The organism is Cobetia sp. 14N.309.X.WAT.E.A4 (assembly GCF_030397495.1).
GTDB lineage: Bacteria > Pseudomonadota > Gammaproteobacteria > Pseudomonadales > Halomonadaceae > Cobetia > Cobetia marina.
In genome coordinates this window covers 266,234-285,884 of record NZ_JAPNXT010000003.1, presented here as the reverse complement: position 1 = coordinate 285,884, position 19,651 = coordinate 266,234, and the positions used below count along the sequence as shown (strand labels likewise).

General features: G+C 64.4%; 15 protein-coding genes. 2 read left to right on the top strand and 13 right to left on the bottom strand.

The genetic code is table 11. The features are described 5' to 3' along the window. Nucleotides 1–58 precede the first annotated feature (58 nt). From OW493_RS06465 to OW493_RS06425, 9 genes are all read right to left on the bottom strand, one after another. Nucleotides 59–1,591 (bottom strand): aldehyde dehydrogenase, encoded by a 1,533-nt coding sequence (locus OW493_RS06465; protein WP_289863642.1) that lies wholly within the window; start codon nt 1,589–1,591, stop codon nt 59–61. Then, nucleotides 1,588–2,925 (bottom strand): Zn-dependent hydrolase, encoded by a 1,338-nt coding sequence (locus tag OW493_RS06460; RefSeq protein WP_289863640.1) that lies wholly within the window; start codon nt 2,923–2,925, stop codon nt 1,588–1,590. The genes OW493_RS06465 and OW493_RS06460 overlap by 4 nt, the downstream gene beginning before the upstream one ends. Before the next feature lies 1 nt (nt 2,926). Continuing rightward, entirely contained in the window at nt 2,927–4,663 is a 1,737-nt protein-coding gene (locus tag OW493_RS06455; protein WP_289863639.1) for a thiamine pyrophosphate-binding protein, read from the bottom strand. Nucleotides 4,664–4,788: 125 nt separating this feature from the next. Next, a complete protein-coding gene (locus OW493_RS06450) occupies nt 4,789–5,568 on the bottom strand; it encodes an aldolase/citrate lyase family protein (protein WP_289863638.1) in 780 nt (259 codons plus the stop codon). A 3-nt stretch (nt 5,569–5,571) separates the two neighbouring features. After that, nucleotides 5,572–6,861 carry a TRAP transporter large permease gene (locus OW493_RS06445; protein WP_084208586.1) on the bottom strand — a complete coding sequence of 430 codons (1,290 nt, stop codon included), beginning with the start codon at nt 6,859–6,861 and terminating at the stop codon, nt 5,572–5,574. Further along, the gene (locus OW493_RS06440) at nt 6,858–7,451 is read right to left on the bottom strand and encodes a TRAP transporter small permease (protein WP_289863637.1); all 594 of its coding nucleotides are present in this window, start codon (nt 7,449–7,451) and stop codon (nt 6,858–6,860) included. The genes OW493_RS06445 and OW493_RS06440 overlap by 4 nt, the downstream gene beginning before the upstream one ends. 2 nt (nt 7,452–7,453) lie before the next feature. Continuing rightward, the gene (locus OW493_RS06435) at nt 7,454–8,446 is read right to left on the bottom strand and encodes a DctP family TRAP transporter solute-binding subunit (protein WP_289863636.1); all 993 of its coding nucleotides are present in this window, start codon (nt 8,444–8,446) and stop codon (nt 7,454–7,456) included. A gap of 364 nt (nt 8,447–8,810) precedes the next feature. Next, nucleotides 8,811–10,118 carry an aminotransferase class I/II-fold pyridoxal phosphate-dependent enzyme gene (locus tag OW493_RS06430; RefSeq protein WP_289863704.1) on the bottom strand — a complete coding sequence of 436 codons (1,308 nt, stop codon included), beginning with the start codon at nt 10,116–10,118 and terminating at the stop codon, nt 8,811–8,813. 190 nt (nt 10,119–10,308) lie between these two features. Continuing rightward, nucleotides 10,309–11,313 carry an AraC family transcriptional regulator gene (locus OW493_RS06425; RefSeq protein WP_289863635.1) on the bottom strand — a complete coding sequence of 335 codons (1,005 nt, stop codon included), beginning with the start codon at nt 11,311–11,313 and terminating at the stop codon, nt 10,309–10,311. A 134-nt stretch (nt 11,314–11,447) separates the two neighbouring features. Here OW493_RS06425 and OW493_RS06420 point away from each other — a divergent pair, with 134 nt between their 5' ends. Then, nucleotides 11,448–13,619: a TonB-dependent siderophore receptor gene (locus tag OW493_RS06420; protein WP_289863634.1), complete on the top strand. Its 2,172-nt coding sequence runs from the start codon at nt 11,448–11,450 to the stop codon at nt 13,617–13,619. Nucleotides 13,620–13,774: 155 nt separating this feature from the next. After that, nucleotides 13,775–14,650 carry an alpha/beta hydrolase-fold protein gene (locus OW493_RS06415; protein ID WP_289863633.1) on the top strand — a complete coding sequence of 292 codons (876 nt, stop codon included), beginning with the start codon at nt 13,775–13,777 and terminating at the stop codon, nt 14,648–14,650. A 142-nt stretch (nt 14,651–14,792) separates the two neighbouring features. Here OW493_RS06415 and madM read toward each other — a convergent pair whose 3' ends face one another. From madM to OW493_RS06395, 4 genes are all read right to left on the bottom strand, one after another. Continuing rightward, nucleotides 14,793–15,554 carry a malonate transporter subunit MadM gene (gene madM / locus OW493_RS06410; RefSeq protein ID WP_084208591.1) on the bottom strand — a complete coding sequence of 254 codons (762 nt, stop codon included), beginning with the start codon at nt 15,552–15,554 and terminating at the stop codon, nt 14,793–14,795. 10 nt (nt 15,555–15,564) lie between these two features. Further along, complete coding sequence (gene madL / locus OW493_RS06405) at nt 15,565–16,038, bottom strand: malonate transporter subunit MadL (RefSeq protein WP_077376063.1); 474 nt, start codon at nt 16,036–16,038, stop codon at nt 15,565–15,567. Between the two features lie 322 nt (nt 16,039–16,360). Further along, nucleotides 16,361–17,920 (bottom strand): malonyl-CoA synthase, encoded by a 1,560-nt coding sequence (locus tag OW493_RS06400; protein ID WP_289863631.1) that lies wholly within the window; start codon nt 17,918–17,920, stop codon nt 16,361–16,363. A gap of 164 nt (nt 17,921–18,084) precedes the next feature. Beyond that, nucleotides 18,085–19,566 (bottom strand): malonyl-CoA decarboxylase family protein, encoded by a 1,482-nt coding sequence (locus tag OW493_RS06395; protein WP_354670134.1) that lies wholly within the window; start codon nt 19,564–19,566, stop codon nt 18,085–18,087. Nucleotides 19,567–19,651: the final 85 nt, after the last annotated feature.

The window sequence follows — 19,651 nt, the reverse complement described above, 5'->3', positions numbered from 1 at the left end:
CAGAGAGTCCGGGTGGCAGCGGCGCTTCGGGGGCGACCCTCGAGGGCCGACCGCCGGCTCAATAGGCCAGATTGATCCAGGTGGTCTTCAGGTCGGAGTACTTGTCCAGCGCGTGCAGTGACTTGTCACGCCCGAATCCGGACTGCTTGACGCCACCGAAGGGCACGCTGATATCGCCATCGGCGTAGCAGTTGACCCACACCAGCCCCGCCTTCAAACGCCGCGAGACACGATGGGCACGCGCCAGATCCCGCGTCCACAGCCCAGCGCCCAGCCCGTAGATGGAATCATTGGCCAGTTCGATGGCCTCTTCCTCGCCGTTGAAGCGGGTCACGCCCAGCACAGGGCCGAAGATTTCCTCGCGCATCACGGTGCTGTTCTGGCCGCCTTCCACGATGGTCGGCTCCAGATACCAGCCGCCGGCAGTGGCGTCGCTGGGGGCGATGGCGCGGCCGCCCTGATGCAGTGTCATGCCTTCCGAGAGCGCTGTCTCGACGAAGCCGAGCACCTTCTCGTGGTGGTCCGCGCTGACCAGTGCGCCCATGCGCGTGGCCGGATCGAGCGGATCACCGGCCGGCATGGCGCGGGCGCAGGCGATCAGGTGCGGAATGAAGTCATCGAAGATGGCCTCATCGACGTACAGGCGCGAACCGGCGATGCAGACTTCGCCCTGATTGATGAAGATGGCGTCTGCCGCGGCGCGTGCGGCCATGTCGAGATCCGGGCAATCGGCGAACACGATATGCGGCGACTTGCCGCCGCACTCAAGCCACACACGCTTCAAGTTGGAGTCGCTGGCGTAGCGCATGAAGCGCTTGCCGGTGGCGGTGGAGCCGGTGAAGGCCAGCGCATCGACTTCCATGTGCAGGCCAAGCGCCTGGCCCGCCACCGCGCCCAGCCCCGGCGTGACGTTGAAGACGCCCGCCGGAAGGCCGGCTTCATCGGCGAGTGCCGCCAGACGCAGCGCGCTCAGGCTTGAGGATTCGGCCGGCTTGAGTACCACGCTGTTGCCCAGCGCCAGCGCCGGGGCGAACTTCCACGACGCGATCATCAGCGGGAAGTTCCACGGCACCACCGCCGCGACCACTCCCAGCGCTTCACGGGTAATGGTGGCGTGCACGTTCTCGCCGGTGGGCGCGATCTCGTCGTAATGCTTGTCGATGGCCTCGGCATACCAGTCCACCGCGCGCGCGGTTTCCGCCAGATCAAAGCCCAGGCTGTCGCCGATCGGCTTGCCCATCTCCAGTGTCTGCAGCAGCGCCAGCTCTTCGGCATGCTCGCGGATCAGCTGGGCAAAGCACTGCAGAACGGCCTTGCGCGCCTGGGGTGACTGGCGCGACCACACGCCGGAGTCGAAGGCACGCCGCGCCGCCATCACGGCGCGGTCGATGTCCTGCTCGGTGCAGGCGGTGACATGCGCCAGTACGTCTCCGGTGGCCGGATTCCAGGCCGGGAAGGTGTCGCAGCCGGTGCTTTCCACATAGGCACCGTCAATGAAGGCACGGGTCTCGAAGGTCAGCGCTGCCGCGCGCTGCTGCCAGTCGGCATGGGTCAGTGGGGCGGCAGTGGTCGAAGCAGTGGCAGTGCTCATTGGGCGTTCTCCGCGGTCGTGGTGTTGGCGCTGTCGGCGAGAGAGCCGCGGCTGACGACACCGGCGCGCTTGAGCATCGCCAGCAGCAGCACGTTGGCACCGGCTCCGAGATCGGCAGGTTCGGCGTTCTCGCTCTCGTTGTGGCTGATGCCGTCCTCGCAGGGCACGAAGATCATCGCCACCGGATTGATGCCGGCGATCTGCACGGCGTCGTGACCGGCACCGGTTTCCATGTCGCGGAAGCTGAGGTTCAGCGCCTGACTTGCACTGCGCACCATCTCGATCAGTTCCGGCGCGAAGGGCGTCGGCGGAATGTGCTGCACTTCGATGAGTTCGACATCGACGCGCTGCTTGTCAGCCTGATTGGCCGCGTGATACTTGAGGCACAGCGCCTTGAGCTGGTCGTGCATCTCGGCCAGCACCGCCGGCTCCAGATGACGCAGGTCGACACTGAAGCGCACCTGGCCCGGAATCACGTTGCGCGAGTTGGGATGCACATTGAATTCGCCACAGGTGACGCGACCGTTGGGCTGGTAGTCATCGGCCAGCGTCAGGATGTCGCTGACCAGCGCGCAGGCGGTCTTGAGCGCATCGCGACGGTAAGGCATCGGCGTCGGGCCGGCGTGGGCTTCCTGACCGCTGACCACCACGTCGAACCAGTGCAGGCCGAGGGAGCCGGTGACGGCGCCGATGGTGATCTCCTCCTGCTCGAGTACCGGGCCCTGCTCGATGTGCGCCTCGAAATAGGCGCCGAAATCATGGCTACCCACCGCCACGTCGCCGGCATAGCCGGTGCGCTCAAGCGACGCGGCAACGCTGTCGCCGTCGCGGTCGGTGGCGGCCAGCGCCTTCTCCAGCGGAATCAGGCCCGCATGCACGCCGGACCCCATCATCACCGGCACGAAGCGGCTGCCTTCCTCGTTGGTCCAGATCACCACTTCCAGCGGCGCTTCGGTCTCGATGCCGTGTTCATCCAGTACGCGCATGACTTCCAGGCCAGCCAGCACGCCGAAGCAGCCGTCGAACTTGCCGCCGGTGGGCTGGGTATCGATATGGCTGCCGGTGGCGACCGGCGGCAGGCTGTCATCGCGGCCGGGACGGCGGGCGAAGATGTTGCCGATCTCGTCGACGCGCAGCGTCAGGCCAGCGGCCTCCAGCCAGCCGGTAACCAGCTCGCGGCCGGCGCGGTCTTCTTCGGTGAGTGCCAGACGGCAGTTGCCGCCCTTGGGCGTGGCGCCGATCTCGGCCAGTGTCATCAGCGCGTCCCACAGACGCTTGCCATCGACGCGCAGGGCGAGGGAGTCCAGCACGTCTTGAGTTGAGGATGTGCTCATGTCAGATACCTGCCTTGTCGTTGCGTGTCAGGGCGTCTTCCCGGATGCCGCTGAGCAGCTTGCCCGGGGCGATGCCGTCCGGGTCATAGCGCAGCTCGATCAGGGCCGGCAGACGCTCGCGGTCGGCGAATTCCAGCGCGCGCGTGAAGCTCGCCTCGAAGTCCTCGTCCTTCTCCACCACCTGACCGAGGCCGCCGTAGGCGGTGACCAGTGCGGCGAAGTCCGGGTTGGTGAAGGTCAGGGCGATCTCGCGGCCCGGGAAGTCGTTTTCCTGGTGGGCGCGGATGGTGCCCCACATGCCGTTGTTGAACACCAGCACCACGATGCCGAGGCGGTACTGCAGCGCCACGCCCAGTTCCTGCAGGTTCATCTGGAAGCAGCCATCACCGGCGTAGCAGACGGCGGGGCGTTCCGGGAATTCGAGCTTGCTGGAAATGGCGGCGGGCAGACCGTAACCCATGGAACCGACGGTCGGGGCCAGCGAGCTGCCCAGGCCACGGAAGCGCACGTAGCGGTGGGCGTAGAGCGCGTAGTTGCCGGCGCCGACGCTGATGCAGCCCTTGCCATCGAGAATGCGGTCGACGGTCAGGCTGACCTTGTCCAGGCTCAGCGGTCCCGGCGACGGCTGTTCTTCCAGCGTGGCCAGATAGGCGGCGCGCGCCTCGCGGGTGATGCCGGACCAGCGTGGCGCGCTGTCCGGTGACAGGGTGGAGAGCGCCAGCGCGAAGCCGTTGACGTCGGTATTGATGGCCAGCGTCGGCTGATAGACACGGCCCAGCTCCTCCGGGTCGGCGTAGATGTGCACCAGCTTCTGGGTCGGCACCGGTGACTGCATCCAGCTATAGCCTTCGCTGGTGGCTTCGCCGATGCGGGTACCGACGGCGATCACCAGGTCACTCTCGAGGAGTTGCTGGCGCAGCTCGGCGTGCATGCCCATGCCGACGTGACCGGCGAATTGCGGCAGTTCCGCATCGACACATTCCAGACGGCGCCAGGCGACCCCGGTGGGGATGTCGAAGCGCTGGGCGAAGCCTTCCAGCGCGACCTGGGCGTCGCGGGTCCAGCCGCTGCCACCGACCAGCAGGAAGGGACGCTCGGCAGTCGCGAGCAGGCCCTTGAGCTCATCCAGCTGCGGCTGCCCCGGATAGGTGGCCAGACGCGGGTGCGGCTTGACGTCCGCGACCTGTGCCTCGCCCCACAGGGTGTCTTCGGGCAGTGCCAGCACTACCGGCCCCGGACGACCGCTGCGCGCCACCTGATAGGCGCGGGCGATGTATTCCGGAATGCGCGAGGTGTCGTCGATCTGCGCGACCCACTTGGTCATCTCGCCGAACATGCGGCGGTAGTCGATTTCCTGGAAGGCTTCGCGTTCGATGAAGTCGCCACCGACCTGACCGATGAACAGGATCATCGGCGTGGAATCCTGATAGGCGGTGTGCACGGCGATGGAGGCGTTGGTGGCGCCCGGGCCACGCGTGACGAAGCACACGCCCGGCTCGTTGGTCAGCTTGCCGTAGGCTTCGGCCATGTAGCCCGCGCCACTTTCCTGGCGGCAGACGATGGGGTCGATGGCGCCCTTGTGCTCATTGAGCGCATCGATGCACGGCAGGTAGCTTTCGCCGGGCACCAGGAAGACACGCTTGGTGCCGTGCAGTCGGATCTGGTCGACGAGGATCTGCCCGCCATTGCGCAGCGGCAGAGTGGATTCGTGAGTGTAGGTGTCAGCGGCCTGAGTCATGGGAAGGTTCTCGTTGTGGTTGCGTAAGGTGAATAGGCTGTCGGTGCAATAAAAGCTGTCAGAGCGAAAGAGGCTGTCAGAGCAAAGAGGCTGTCAGAGCGAAAGAGTGGGCCGGAGCGATGTCGTCAGCGGCGCAGGCGGTGACTGTCTGCGGGCATCAGGTCGTAGAGCGCTTCGAGCTGATCGGGGTGGATGACACACCGCGCATGCAGTCCCTGCTGGTTGGCCCAGTGCTGGTCGGTGCCCAGTCCGTGCTGCCAGCGCCACGGACCATCGATGGCCAGTCGCTGATGTGTCCTGCAGGCCACGGCCAGTCGCTGGCGCCACGGTTTCAGGGTTTCGGTGATGATGGCGGCGGGCTGGTCTGGCATCAGGCCCAGGTCAGTGGCCAGGTCCCCGGTACCGATCAGTGCGCCCAGCAGGCGTGACGTGTCACGTCCCGGTGCGAGCAAGGCCTCGGCGTTCACCAGGCCGGCCTCGCTTTCCAGGGTCGCGATGCTCTTCAGACAGCCCGCGGGCAGGGCATGCAGGCGTTCCTGCTCGGCGAGCGCCTCATCCAGCGCGGCCAGCTGACTGCGCTGCTCGACCGCCGGTAGAAAGACCGCAGCAGGTGTGCCGGCCAGTTCGCCCAGTGCGGTCTGCAGCAGGGCGGCCAGCTCCTCGCGACCGCCGTGCTCCAGCAGGTTGAGGCGTACCGCCGGCCACAGATGCAGGCGACGGGCACGTCTGGCGAACTCGGCGAAGCGACTGATCGCCAGTGCACGGCCTTCGGGGGCGGTGAATTCCTCGAGATCGACCACGATGGCATCGGCACCGCTGGTGAGCGCGGCTTCCAGTCGTGCGGCGTCATCCCCGGGCACGAACAGCCAGCGCTGCGGGAGGGGCTGAGTGGCAAGAGAGGTCATTGCTCAGCCCTCCATCAGGTTGGGCAGGAACAGCACGAGTTCCGGGATGAAGGTGATCAGCATCAGCACGGTCAGCATCGCGCCCAGCATCAGGCCCAGCGGACGCAGCGAGTCGCTGACGTTGATCCCGGCGATGCGACACGCGGCCATCAGGTCGATCCCCAGCGGTGGCGTGTTGGCGCCGATGGCCAGATTGACGGTCAGCAGCACCCCGAAGTGCACCGGGCTGATGCCGTATTGCGCCAGCAGCGGCATCACGATGGGCGTCACGATGATGATGATCGCCACGCTTTCCATGAAGGAGCCCAGCACCAGCAGCACGGCGGTCAGCAGCAGTAGGACGCTGATGCGGCTGTCGGTGAATTCGCCGATCAACTGGGCGATGGCCTGCGGTACCTGCTCGTAGGTCAGACCCCAGGCGAACATGCCGGCCGCGCCGATGATCAGCAGGATGGCGCCGGTGGTCTCGGCGGTGGCGCGGACACTGTCCAGAAAGCCCTGCCAGGTGAGGCTGCGATAGACACAGGTACCGATGATGATGGCGTAGAGAATCGCGGAGGCGGCGGCCTCGGTGGGCGTGAACACCCCGAAGCGGATACCGCCGATGATCATCACCGGCACCATCAGCGCTGGCATGGCACTGAGCAGCGCGCGGCGACGCTCGCCGGGCACACGGGCCGCGACACCGCCGGACCAGCCATGCTTGCGTGACAGGTAGAGGGCGACGCCGACCAGCGCGACGGTCAGCATCAGGCCGGGGATGATGCCGCCCATGAACAGCTGGCCCACCGAGGTGTTGGAGGTGGTGCCGTAGACGATCATCACGATGCTGGGCGGAATCACGGTGCCGATGGAGCTGGCGGTTCCGACCAGCGCACTGCTGAAGCCCTTGTCATAGCCGTTGCGGGCCATGGTGGGCAGCAGCATGCTGCCGATGGCGATCACGTCCGCCACGCCGGAACCCGACAGCGCGCCGAACATCATGCAGGCCAGCACCGCGACCACCGCCAGGCCGCCGCGGATGTCACCGACCATCGCCATGCACAGGCGCACCAGGCGCTCAGTGAGGCCAGCGCGATTCATCAACTGGGCGGCGAGCACGAACAGCGGAATCGCCAGCAGGGTGAAGCTTTCCATCCCGGCCACGAACTGCTGCGCCGAGACCATCATCGGCGCGGCACCGAAGGCCAGCAGGTAGAAGAGGGCCGACATCAACAGCGCGAAGGCGATGGGGATGTCAATGAGGATGCCGAGCGCGAATACGCCGAGCAGAGCCAGGGCGCCGAGTGTCATGGGGTATCTCCTTGGCGAGAGGAAGCGTTGTCAGGCGCAGTGGCATCCGTCTCGTGAACCTCGGCTCCGATGGCCGAAGGGCTCAACAGATGCTCAAGCTGGATCAGAGCCATCGCGGTGCAGCACAGCGGCACGGACAGGTAGACGATGCCGGCGGGAATCTGCAGCGCGGTGGTGGTCTGGCGCATCGTGATGGCGCTCAGGTCCATGCCTGCCTTGGCCAGCAACAGCAGCATGATCAGGATCATCGCGTCGGTAATACGGCCGGTGATGCGCTGGGCACGCACCGAGCGCACCAGCAGCGGCAGCAGGCCCGCACTCAGGTGAGTGCGGTTGCGGGTGCAGGACACCGCGGCCAGCAGGGTGGTCCATACCAGCACCAGCTGCGGCAATTCCTCTGCCCAGTGCGGCGGCTGACCCATCACCCAGCGCATGAAGACGGTCCAGATCACCAGTGCCGACAGCGCGGCCACGCCACTGGCTGCCAGGGCCAGACAGCCCCGGCAGCACCAACGTGAGAGAGTGATCATCAAGGTGCGCACGGCACACAACGCGGCCAGCGGCTTGACGGAGGGAGAGGCGGAAGACATCGTCACTCGCCCTTGCGGTATTGCTCGACCAGGCCCATCAGCTCAGGCCCGAAGACGTCGGCGTAATCAGCCCACACACCCTGCACCTTGGCATTGAAGGGCGCGGTATCGACCTCGTTGACCTGCATGCCGGCTTCTTCCAGCTTGGCGACCAGCTCGGCGTCATCCTTCTGGGTCATCGCGCGCTGCTTGTCACGCCATTCGTCGGCGCTCTTCTGCACAGCGGCCTGATCCTGCTCGGAGAGCTGATTCCAGGTGAAGTTGGAGATGGTCAGACACGCCGGTGCCCAGACGTGACCGGTGAGGGAGACGTAGTCCTGCACTTCGCTGAAGGAAGAGGAATAGATGATGGCCAGCGGGTTTTCCTGGGCATCGAACACGCCCTGCTGCAATGCGGAGTAGAGCTCACCGAAGGACAGCGGCGCCGGGCTTGAACCCAGCGCGGTGAAGGTATCCAGGCGCATCTTGTCCGGCGTGACGCGAATCTTCAGGCCGGCGAGGTCTTCCGGGGTGGTGATGGGGCCGCGATTGTTGGTGACGTGACGGAAGCCGTTCTCCCACCACGACAGGATCTTCATGTTGTGCTCGTCGGCGATGTCCTCGAGCGCATCGCCCAGCTTGCCGTCATAGGCGGCGTAGGCGTGTTCGCGGTCCGGCCAGGAGTAGGGCAGTTCGACGATGCCGAAGCGCGCATCCAGCGGCTGGAAGGAACCACAGCCGATCACGCCGGCCGGTACGCTACCGATCTGCATGCCTTCAACGACGGTCTTCTCGTTGCCAAGCTGACCACTGGGGAAGACCTGGAAATTGACGCGGCCCTCGGTCGCTTTGGCGACATCCTTGGCGAAGCCTTCGGCCGCGATGTTCCAGCTATGGGTCGGCGCCAGCACGTGGCCGAGCTTGATATCCTGGGCCTGGGCGGCGCTCAGCGGCAGGGCACAGGCCGCCGTGATGGCAGCAGTCAGCAGGGCAGGCTTCAGCGGGACGGATTTCATCGGGACACCTCTTGGAATTGTTATGGTCGTGACAGGCGTCTCTGTGTACGCCTTGACCCAAGAGTGTGTTCTGCTCGTGTATTTCGGTAGTTGCGAATTCTTATTCTTGGTATTAACCAGATTTATGCTGGGTCTGGATGCCCCGCCCATCTGACCGCCCAGTTCTTTTATATACCGTTATCTTCTTTGGTACCCATTTCAGTTCTGGCAAGCCTGAGAGAAGCAGCAGTCATCGGGACACGCAACGCAAGGCGCCCGCGAAGAGGCGTGTCTTCGCGGGCGCTGATATGTCACTGATGTTCGTTGAGGCGGCCTGGTCGGCGTCTGAATGTCGCCTGACTGTCGTTCAAGAGCCGCGCTCGGGTCAGGCCACTGCCTTGTCCAGTGCCTGGCTGACATCGGCGATGATGTCGTCGATATGCTCGATCCCCACCGAGATGCGAATCAGGTCCGCCGAGACACCGGCCATGGCGAGTTCTTCCTCGTTGAGCTGGCGGTGGGTGGTGGAGGCCGGGTGGCAGGCCAGCGACTTGGCGTCACCGATATTCACCAGGCGCAGAATCATCTGCAGCGCATCGATGAACTTGCCGCCGGCGATACGCCCGGCTTCAGCCTGATCGGCCCCTGTCGCGTCCGTCTTGATACCGAAACTGATGATGCCGGAGGCCTTGCCGCCGGTGATCTTCTGGCAGGTGGCGTGATAGGGGCTGTCCGGCAGGGCGCCGTAGTTGACCCAGCTGACGCTCGGATGCTGCTGGAGGTAGTCGGCCAGCGCGAGCGCATTGCTGCAGTGGCGTTCCATGCGCAGGGCGAGTGTCTCCAGTCCCTGCAGCAGCAGGAAGGCACTGTGCGGGGCGAGCGCGGCGCCGGTATTGCGCAGCGGCACCACGCGACAGCGACCGATATAGGCGGCCGGGCCGAAGGCTTCGGTGTAGACGACGCCGTGATAGGAGGGGTCTGGCTCGTTGAGGATCGGGAAGCGCTCCTTGTGGGCGACCCAGTCGAACTTGCCGGAATCGATGATGATGCCGCCCACGGTGGTGCCGTGGCCGCCGATGTACTTGGTCAGCGAGTGGATCACGATGTCGGCGCCGTGATCGAAGGCACGACACAGCACCGGGGTGGCCACGGTGTTGTCGACGATCAGCGGCACGCCATGCCTGTGGGCGATCTCGGCCAGACGCTCGAGATCGACGATGTTGCCGGCAGGATTGCCGATGGACTCGCAGAACACCGCTTTGGTCTTGTCATCGATCAGCGCTTCGAGTGCGGCGAAGTCATCAGAGGCCGCCATGCGCACCTCGACCCCCTGACGCGGCAGGCTGTGGGCGAACAGGTTGTAGGTGCCGCCATACAGCTGACTGGTGCTGACGATGTTGTCACCGACTTCCACCAGCGCCTGGATGGCATAGGTGATCGCCGCCATGCCGGAGGACACCGCCAGCGCCGCGATCCCGCCTTCGACGGCGGCCATGCGCTGCTCCAGCACGTCATTGGTCGGGTTCATGATGCGGGTATAGATGTTGCCCGGCACCTTGAGATCGAACAGGTCCGCGCCGTGCTGGGTGTCGTCGAAGGTGTAGGAGGTGGTCTGGTAAATCGGCACCGCCGCCGCCTTGGTAGTGGCTTCCGAGGTGTAGCCGTGATGCAGGGCGAGCGATTCCAGCTTCATGTTGTCGACTGACATGGCAGTGTCCTTGTGCGAGAGCGTGGCGAAGATCTTGTTGTAGGGTGCGGTTTTCGTGCGTGCCGTTTTCATGCGAGCCGTGTGCCGTTCAGGTGCTGCCGCAATCGGCAGGCATGGCGCGGGCCGCGATGCCGCTCAACATTAGCAACGGGGCATCTCCAGGTCCATGCGTCGTTCACGCCGTCACGACAGGCCGCTGGCTGGGCGGCACGCCGAACTGGCGGCGAAAGGCGGTGGCGAAATTGGCCGCGCTGCGATACCCCGCCATCTCGGCGGCGGCCTCCACCGTGACATTGCGGTCCTGCAACAGGTGCGCGGCACGGAGCAACTGCCGCCGTCTCAGGTCCCGCGACATGGTCTGGCCGTAGGCGTCGCGATAGCGGCGCTGCAACTGGCGCACGCTCATGCCCAGCCGGGCGGCGATCTCCGCCTGACTCAGATAGGCGACTTCCCCGCTGGAGATCCCGTCCTCGAGCCTCGCCTGCCACTCTGACGTGCCCTGCAGGCGGCTCTGTGCGCTGTCATCCGCCAGGGGCGGTCTGGCCGCCAGACACTCGCTGATCACCTCAAGCGCCACTGACTCGATGCCGAGTCTAAGCGCCAGCGTTCCCGGCCGTTGGCGACTGAATTCCTCCAGGCGCTCGACCAGACGCGCAGATGGCTGCCAATGGTAATGGGCCAGATGCCGCGCCTCGGGCATCACCTCGCTGGCGCTTGAGACCCCCAGATGCCACGTCAGCCACGCCGGCGTCAGCGTCAGGATGGCGCTGTGCTCATAAGCCCCCTTGGGGCTTTGCAGTCGGAATTCGGTGGGCTCATCGAGCGCGATGCACAGTGCTCGTCCCGGCTTCAGCGCATGGTGCTTTGGCCCGAAACTGACCTTTGGCTCCCCACGCCACACCACGGCGATCTTGAGGGACGGCTCGATGCGGGAGCGAATCATCAGATCCGCCCGCTTGCGGATGCGGTTGAGGCGCATGAACAGGCCTGGCTGCACTTCCTGCAGCTGCATGTTGCCGATCAGCGCGCCATCGGCTGACTGGCCCTCGGCGGGCTGGCATTGGTGGTCGCTGGTCAGCGCGCGCGCCATGCGGTGCACGTGATCGAGCTCGATGATCCGGTGGCGTGCGCCTGCCGAGGTGTGAGAGCTGGCGAGGCCGGGAGGGGGAGTAAGGCTCATCTTGTCGCACCTGCAAACATCAGGGAGGGTTCCGCAAAGGTTTTTGTCGTCATGGAGTGCCAAAATGCCCCGTCAGTCACACAGATGCAAATAATTATCATTAGTAGGATGGCCAGGTGAGACAAGGGGACACGATGAAGAAGGTGACGGTACGGGGACGCGGTCTGTGCGGGGCAGGCACGCGTCGCTTGATGATCGGGGCGGGGGTGGTGCTGGTCAGTCTGCCGGCACAGGCGGAAGACGCGACGATGGTGCTGGATACCCAGCGGGTGACGGGCCTGCGTTTGTATGACATGGCGTCCAGTGAGCAGAGCGGCGGCTACAGCGTCGACGCTGCCACGGTGGGCTCGAAGGTGCCGGCCTCGCTGCGCGACATTCCGCAGTCGGTGAGCGTGGTGACCCATGACGCCATCGAGGACCAGAACTTCATCACCCTGGATCAGCTGGCGGCACGTACGCCGGGCGTGCGGGTGCTGAACAATGACAGCGGTCGCTCCTCGATCTTCGCGCGCGGCTATGAATACGATGCCTACAGCATCGATGGGCTGTCCGCGCCGATGTCGAGTCTGACGGGCTCGGTGCCATCCTTGACCGCCATCGACCGGGTTGAGGTCATGCGTGGGCCATCGGGCCTGTTCAACAGCACCAGTGAGCTGGGCGGGGTCATCAATCTGGTGCGCAAGCGCCCGACCGATACCTTCCAGGGCGCCATCAGCGGCAGTGTCGGTACGCTGGAAGACCGAAGCGTTAGTGTCGATCTCTCGGGGCCCATCGATGAGCAGGGCCGTATCCGCGGGCGCCTGGTGATCCGCTCCACCGAGCAGGCGCAATGGGTGGATGACAACGACAACACGCTGAATGATTTCTATGGCGCGCTGGATATCGATCTCGACGAGAATACCGAGCTGTCACTGGGGGTGATCCACAACACCAAGGACATCAGCGTCAATCAGGGGCAGCCGGTCGATGGTGACAACAACTTCAGCTATGGTCGCCGTTCGGCATTCTACGGCGCGGACTGGAACAGCTTCGAGAGCGATGCCACCGATGTGATCGCCGAGCTGACCCACCGCTTCAGCTCACGCGGCTATGGTCGACTGGCGGCGCGTTACAGTGATCGCAATGCCGATTACGAATACGCCTACAGCGGCTCTGCGCTGAGTGATACTGGCGACTTGAGCAGTGTCGCGGGCTATGCCGGTGTCACCGATGAGACCTCGGTGAGCGTGGATGCCAGCTACACCCAGGGCTTCGATGCCTTCGGCAACCAGAACGAATTCGTGGTCGGGGTCGATTACAAGACATCGGACTCGGACACCACCGCGGCGCGCACCGGCAACCTGACCGGCTCCAGCGCCAGCATCAGCGAGCTTAACAACCTGGCCTATGTCGACATTCTCGGCAATGCCCGGGATGGCGTGAGCGGTTACAGCCTGTCGCGCACCGAGACCACCCTGGAAGAGCAGGGCCTGTACGGCAAGGTGACGCTGCGTCCCGTGGCACCGCTGGCAGTGATACTGGGCGCGCGCGTCAGCCAATTCTCGGCCGAGACCGAAGACAAGCTCAATGGCGGCAGCAGCGACATGCAGGACACCGCCGTCACGCCCTACGGCGGACTCGTCTATGACCTGGACGCCGACCACTCCCTCTATGCCAGCTACTCCAGAGTCTTCGAGCCGCAGACCCGCGAAGGCGAGGATGGCGAGCTGATCGACCCGCGCGAAGGCGAGCAATACGAGATCGGGATCAAGGGCAGCTATCTGGATGGGGCACTGAATGCGCGCATCAGCGGCTTCCAGCTGACCGATAGCCACCGCGCTGCCTCCTCGACCGACGGTAGCGTCAGTTACTCGGTGGATTCCGGCAAGATGCGCATCACCGGTGCGGAGCTTGAACTGGCCGGCAATATCACGCCGCAGTGGGATGTCATCTTCGGCTACACCTACATGGACTCCGAAGTGCTGGAAGCCGGCAGCTCCGATACCTTGCTGATGCTGATGCCCAACAACATGGTCAATCTGTGGACCCAGTATCGCTTCGAAGGCACCCTGCTGGACGGCGTATCCGTCGGTGCTGGCATGACGGCGCTGAGTGACTTCGACAGCACCCAGGGCACCATTCATGCACCGGGCTATGCGGTATTCGATGCCATGCTCGGTTACCAGTTCACGCCACGCCTCAGCGGCCAGCTGAACGTCTACAACCTGTTCGACCGCGAATATTACGTGCGCGCCGGTTCGGCCAGTGTCTTCAACTTCGTGGGACGTCCGGCCAGTGCCGTCGCGACCCTCAAGTACGAGTTCTGAGCATGACACTCATCAAGGCGACAACGGCAGTGAGAGAAGGACAGGGACGTCCTTCTCGCGCTCGTCCACCGTTTCATGACCGATGGCACCACCGATTGCACGACCGACTGCGTGGCTGGGGACGCCGGTGGGTGATGGCAGGAGTGACGTCAGGCGTGCTGCTGTCATCCGCCCCCGTCATGAGCCACATGGGAGACGCCAGGGTGCTGCAGGGAACGACGACCGCATTCACGCAGCACTCAACAGCCACGGGACATGACTACCTGATCCAGGTGACGCTGCCGCAGATCGCACCTTCCCAGGGCGGCTATCCGGTACTGCTGGTGCTGGATGGCAATCGTCATCTTGATCTGTTCACGGCAGCGCGCGACATATTGGGACGCCGTGGATTTGACAAGGCGCCGTCAGATCTCGCCATCGTCGCGGTCGGTTATGCGGGGAGTGACGGTCGCGGCCCTGACAGAGCCTTTATCTCTAAAGCACGCTTCAAGGATTTCACGCCACCGCTCACCACCGGCACGGCGCCAGAGGGTACCGGCGGTGGCGAGGATTTTCTCGCCTACCTGACCCAGTCTCTGCTGCCTGAACTGGCCTCACGCTATCCGCTCGATCTCGAGCGGCCTGCGCTGGTCGGCCACTCACTCGGCGGCCTGTTCGCGCTCCATGCCCAGCAGAAGGCGCCCGAGGCCTTCGGGGCCATCTTCGCGATCAGCCCTTCGCTGTGGTGGCGGCAGGAGAATGACCCGGCCAACTGGCCGCTGCGTCTTGCCTGCTCCGAGATGGCGGGCCCGGTGTACATCGCCGCTGGCGGACGCGAGCAATCGCCGCAGCCCAGGCGGCAGGACCCTGAGCGTGACAGGCTGCGTGTCCAGCGCGCGATGATCGACAACGCACATGAGCATGCACGCCAGCTGCGCGAGCACTGTCCGCAGGCAGCCGTCCAGTGGCGACTGTTCGAGGGCGAAGACCACGGCAGCGTGATGTGGCCCGCCGCGCGGGCAGTGATGGAACGCTTGATGAGGCCACGTTGATCGCGGATGCATGAGCTGAACAACGTAAGCAGTGAAATGGAGTAGAGAGTGAAAGCAAACGGCGGCATCAGCATGGGACATTCTTCGTCCTGGCTGATGCCGCCGTCGTTTTGCTTCAGGGCTGCTTGTGTCAGAGCAGCGCTTACATCACCGCACGTACCGCGAGGAACAGCACGGTCGGGGCGAGCAGGATGCCTAGGCCAGTGTAGAAGGTGGCGGTCATGGCACCGTAGGGCACCAGGCGGGCGTCGGTGGCGGCAAGGCCCGCCGCCACACCGCTGGTGGTGCCGATCAGGCCACCGAAGATCATCGCGGAGCGCGGATTGTCGAGCCCGATCAGGCGCGCCGTCATCGGCGTGGCGACCATGGTCAGGATCGACTTCACCAGGCCGGCGGCGATCGACAGCGCGACCACTTCGGAACTGGCCCCGAGCGTGGCACCGGTGACCGGGCCGACGATGTAGGTGACCGCGCCCGCACCGATGGTGGTGATATCGACAGGATCGGTATAGCCGAAGGCGATGGCGACGCCACCACCGGCGACGAAGGAGATCAGCACGCCGACGAACAGTGCGATGACACCCCGAAAGCCGGTCTGACGGATTTCCTTGAGATTGACCCCGTAGGCGGTGGCGATGATCGCGAGATCACGCAGCATGCCGCCCCCCATCAGGCCGAGTCCCGAGAACAGCGTGACATCCGAGAGCCCCTTGCTGCCGCCGGTGGTCGCGCCACCCACGTAGGCCAGCACCAGGCCGAGGATGATGGCGATGGCGGAGCCGTGCAGCTTGCCGCGTGTCAGGTTGTTGCTGATCCAGTAGGCGACATACATCGCCAGTCCGATCACGGCGAAGGCAGCGACCAGATGATACTTGTCGAACAGGTGGACGAGTGACTCGATCATGGGTCAGCCCTCAGTGTTTGTGAGCAGGAGTGGGGGAGGCATGGCGACTGCGATCCAGCACCGGGGCGCCTGTCGTCACTGAGGTTCTGGGGCGGTTCTCGTCGGGCAGGGGAGCCTCTTCCAGTGCGGTTTCCGGCCGCTTGCCGGTCAGCAGAGGAACGAGTGCCAGACCCAGCACCACCGCCAGCACGCCCGCGACCAGCGCGACCATGCCGCCGCTGAAGGCCGCGACCACGTTCTGGCTGGCGGCCATCGCGACCACGATGGGGATGTACATCGCGTTCCAGAAATTGATGCCGCTGGAGGTGCTGTCGGCCATCTTGCCGCGGTCCTTCAGCACACCGGTGATGAAGATGAGCAGCAGCATGGCGATGCCGACACCGCCGAGATTGGAATCGATATTGAGCATTTCTCCGAGCAGATCACCGATCACGAGACCGGCCATCATGCACCCTGCCAGCAGGGCAACTCCGTAGATCACCATGGCGTATTACCTTCTTGTTGTTGTCTGTCGCGTTTTTTTGGCGTTGCTTGTGTTGTGGCGTTTCAGGTACCGCGAGAATTCAAGAGTGTTGCAGGCGTGAATCCTTGTCGGCAGATGGGCGAACAGCGAGTGTCCATCCCCTGCCGACATGTCAGGGTCTTGCGGGTCAATATCACTCGTCAGTTCAAGGGTGAGAGGGGCTACCGGCAGCGACGATTGGCGTGATCGGCTGCCGGCAGGTTCATGTTGCTTGATACCTCAAGCCGGTTGTCTCGATGAGCGTCTTGATGAATGACGAGATAGACGCTCCGGTGGCTGTCGTTCAGGCGTGTGAGCGGGCCGGCTCAGGGGCGAACAGCTGTGCATATTCCTCGCGCAGCTGTTTCTTCTGCACCTTGCCCATCACGTTGCGCGGCAGGCTTTCGATGAAGAACACGCGCTTGGGCTGCTTGTAGCGGGCGAGCTTGTCGCTGAGGGCGGCAAGCACCGCCGCTTCATCGAGACTGCCCTGGTGGCCGGCCTGCATGACCACCACCGCGCAGACACCTTCGCCGAAGTCCGGGTGGGGCACGCCGAATACCGCCGATTCATTGACGCCGGGCATGTCATCGATCAGCAGCTCCACCTCCTTCGGGTAGATATTGTAGCCGCCGGAGATGATCAGGTCCTTGTCACGGCCGCTGATGCACAGGTAGCCATCGGCATCGATATGACCGAGATCCCCGGTGATGAAGAAGCCATCCTCGCGGAACTCGCTGGCGGTCTTCTCCGGCATCTTCCAGTAGCCCTTGAAGACGTTGGCACCGCGCACCTCGATCAGCCCTGTCTCGCCACGCGGCAAGGTGGCACCTGTCTCACGGTCGGTGATGCGCACTTCGCTGCCGGGCAGCGCCATGCCCACCGTGCCGGGACGACGCTCGCCGTCGTAGGGGTTGGAGGTGTTCATGTTGGTCTCGGTCATCCCGTAGCGTTCGAGAATCGCGTGGCCGGTACGTGCACTGAACTCACTGTGGGTCTCGCTGAGCAGCGGCGCGGAGCCGGAGACGAACAGCCGCATGCCGGCGGTCGTCTCGCGATTGAGGCGCTCGGATTCCAGCAGGCGCGTGTAGAAGGTCGGCACGCCCATCAGCACGCTGGAGCGCGCCATCAGATCCAGAATCTGCTCGGCATCGAACTTCGGCAGGAAGGTCATCGAGGCGCCCACCGTCAGCACGATGTTGCAGGCCACGAACAGGCCGTGGGTATGGAAGATGGGCAGGGCGTGGATCAGATGGTCATCACGGGTGAAGCGCCAGGTCTCGGCCAGCGCCTGACAGTTGGAGGCCAGATTGGCGTGGGTCAGCATCGCGCCCTTGCTGCGCCCGGTGGTGCCGGAGGTATAGAGGATAGCGGCGAGATCATCGGCGGCGCGTGGCTCGACTTCACTGCTTGCGCTGCACTGGCGGGCCTGCTCCATCAGGGTGCCGTCCTGCTCGGTGCCCAGACTCTCGACACGCGGCACATCACATTCCTTGCCCAGCGCGCGTGCCGTCTCCAGCACCTTGGGCTGGCAGACGTACAGGTGCGGCCCGGCGTCGCCCAGGAAGTAGCGGATCTCCTCGCCGGTGTAGGCGGTATTCAGCGGCAGATAGACCGCGCCGACCTGCAGGCAGGCCAGATACAGGATGACGGTCTCGCAGCTCTTGTCGATCTGCACTGCGACGCGGTCGCCCGGTGCCACGCCCAGCTCGCGTAGCGCAGTGGCCATCTGACCGGCGGCGCTGCGTGCCTCGGCGAAGGTGTAGCCGTGGCCTTCGATGGTATCGAGGAAGGTGGCATCCGGGCGCTCATCGAAGTTGCGCGCGAATTGCAGATAGAGGTTGTCGTGGTTGGCGTGAGACATCGTTGGCTCCAATGGCGTTGTTTTTATCGTGAGGCGTTGTCTTGTCATGAGCCTTGTCTTGTCATGAGGCGTTGACGCAAGGCGACGTTCTGATCCGGCGTGCTCCGGCAGGTGGCGTGCCTGCCGAGTGGCTCATTCCTTGTGTGACTCTTTCCTCGAGTGACTTATTTCTCGAGTGACGGCGTTGGCTTGCTGTCGCTGGCATCCGAGGCCGATTTCGGTGTGGGTGGCTGTTCGGCTGTTTTTGATGGCAGGGGCGAACTGGACAGGGTATCGCTTTCCTTCCTGGCCTCACGCTTCGGTGCCTTGGCCAGCTCCTTGTTGGCTTTCGATTCCTTCTTGACCTCACTGCTGCATACCACGCTGTCGTTGCGGCTGAAGGCCTCGTGGTTCTGCTCGATGCGGTGTGGCTCATAGAGGTAGTTGACCATCAGGCCGTGGGCCTGCTGGCGGCCATTGGGGGAGGTGTCACCCGGCCAGTTGAGGCGATGCAGGCTGGCACCGTTGCCGAGGTGGAAGCGGGCGACCGGGTCCATCGGCTGGCCGCTGCGGTGCTTGACGTTGACCAGATAGTGGGCGGCGAGGGCGCGCAGTTCCGGTGCCATCTTCTGCTGGGCCTCCTCGTCATTCATCCAGTCATCGTGCTGCAGGTGATGGGCCAGCAGGTCGGAGACTTCCAGGCCTTCCTCATCACGCGCGCGTGTCAGCCACTGACTGAAACCGGGCACCGGCGAGAGGGTGACGAAGCGGCTGAGATTGGGCAGTTCGCGTTGCAGCTCCTGCACCACCTGCTTGATCAGGAAGTTGCCGAACGAGATGCCTTTCAGGCCCTTCTGGCAATTGCTGATGCTGTAGAAGACGGCGGTGTCCGCCTCGCGTTCGGTGGTCTGGCCGCTGTTGGCGAGCAGATGCTGGATGTTGTTGGGCACGCCCTTGCACAGCGCCACCTCGACGAAGATCAGCGGCTCATCGCCGATGGCCGGGTGGAAGAAGGCGTAGCAGCGGCGGTCCTCGGGGTCGAGGCGCCCGCGCAGATCGCTCCAGTCCTGGATGGCATGCACCGCCTCGTAGCGGATGATCTTCTCCAGCACCGCCGCGGGGGTGTTCCAGTCGATGGCCTCCAGCATCAGGAAGCCGCGATTGAACCAGGAGGCGAACAGATGCGCGAAGTCGGCATCCAGCGGCTTCAATTCCGGATGCTGCTTGATGAGCTTGAGCAGGTCGGCACGCATGCGCACGATTTCATAGGTGCCGCCGGGGCACAGGTTCAGGCGGCGCAGCAACGATTGGCGTCTGGGTTCACTGGCGGCGAACAGCGCACTGAGATTAGCGTTGTCCGGGGAGTCGCGATAGGCCGCGTAGGCAGCGTGGATACGGTCTTCATCGGCGGCGTAATGCTCGGCCAGCAGCTGGAAGAAGGCGAGGCGCTGCTCGTGATCCAGCTGCTGATAATCCTCCAGCGCCCGCTGGGCCATCATGATGCGCGAGGCTTCACCGCTGCTCTCGGTGAGGCTGTGGCAGCTCTCGGTCAGGCGGGCGAGGGCGGTGTCTTCATTGCCGGCGCCGGGCGAGAGGCCAACCTGCTGACGGGCACGCTGGCCGACATGGGTCAGCAGATCCTGCAGAAAACTCAGATTGATGTTCATGGCGGTTCCTCAAGGCGCGGGACGAAGCGACGTGTTCACTGCTCAAGCTCTCAGTATGGCGTCTGAGGCTTAAATATTTGCGTCG